At 60.1% G+C, this 791-nt stretch carries 1 pseudogene; it reads right to left on the bottom strand.

Annotated features, from left to right (window positions below):
* Positions 1 to 791: pseudogene (locus MoGM_RS13015) on the bottom strand (TlpA family protein disulfide reductase); the annotation flags it as partial.

Here is a 791-nt window from a genome sequence, read left to right as displayed (position 1 = left end):
GTCCTCCAACTGTGCCCCGCCGGCATGGCAGGCATACTCCTGAGCCACGTCGGCCAGCGGCCCTTTGACATATATCGGCAGTCCGCAGGGCTTGTCGTCCTTATGAAACACCGACTCGCGGCGCGCATATTCGCGCAGGTTGACACACACCTCGGTGGTCTTTCCCGGCTCGACAAAGACTATGACCGGATTTTCAAGCAGCATGTAAATACTCACCGCGGTGGTACCGGCCACGGGCAGGGAGAAAGACAACGTGCCATCGGCGGGCACATCAATACTGCGCGGAACGGTGTTCACCTCACGGAATATGCTGCACTGATTGTAGGATACCCTACTGCCCAGCGCGGGTGAATAGTCGAGCAGACGGAGCTTCACCGTCGCCACGCCATAGGCAGACAGCGGTTCGGGCAGGGCGGTCTTCCTGTCGACCTTATAATTACATGCGGCGAAAGCGGCCGGCAGTTCGGGAGCGGGCAACGTCCGGGCACCGTCCAACCGTATGCCGCAGATTGTCCAACCGCCTTTCCCCTCATCCTCGGTAAACGTCACCGTCGCCGCCTTCGGGTCGACAGGCTCGAAGATGAGCCTGAACTCGGCCTCGCCGCTCTCCGGCATCCATAGTTTTTCGCCGGGAGTGATGCCGTCGCCGCCCAGACAGGCATACTTGCGGCCGTTGTTGTCGGTGAGCGCTGCCGTCTTGGCTATACTTATCCAGTTTTTCGGGGTAAACCTGGCATATACGTGAAGCACGGTGGCCGTGTCGCTCATCGCCACACGGCTCACCTCTATCA

Origin of the sequence: Prevotella sp. MGM1, assembly GCF_002933775.1 — a bacterium.
In the GTDB taxonomy this organism is placed as follows: Bacteria; Bacteroidota; Bacteroidia; order Bacteroidales; family Bacteroidaceae; genus Prevotella.
This window is presented reverse-complemented; position numbering and strand designations above follow the sequence as displayed.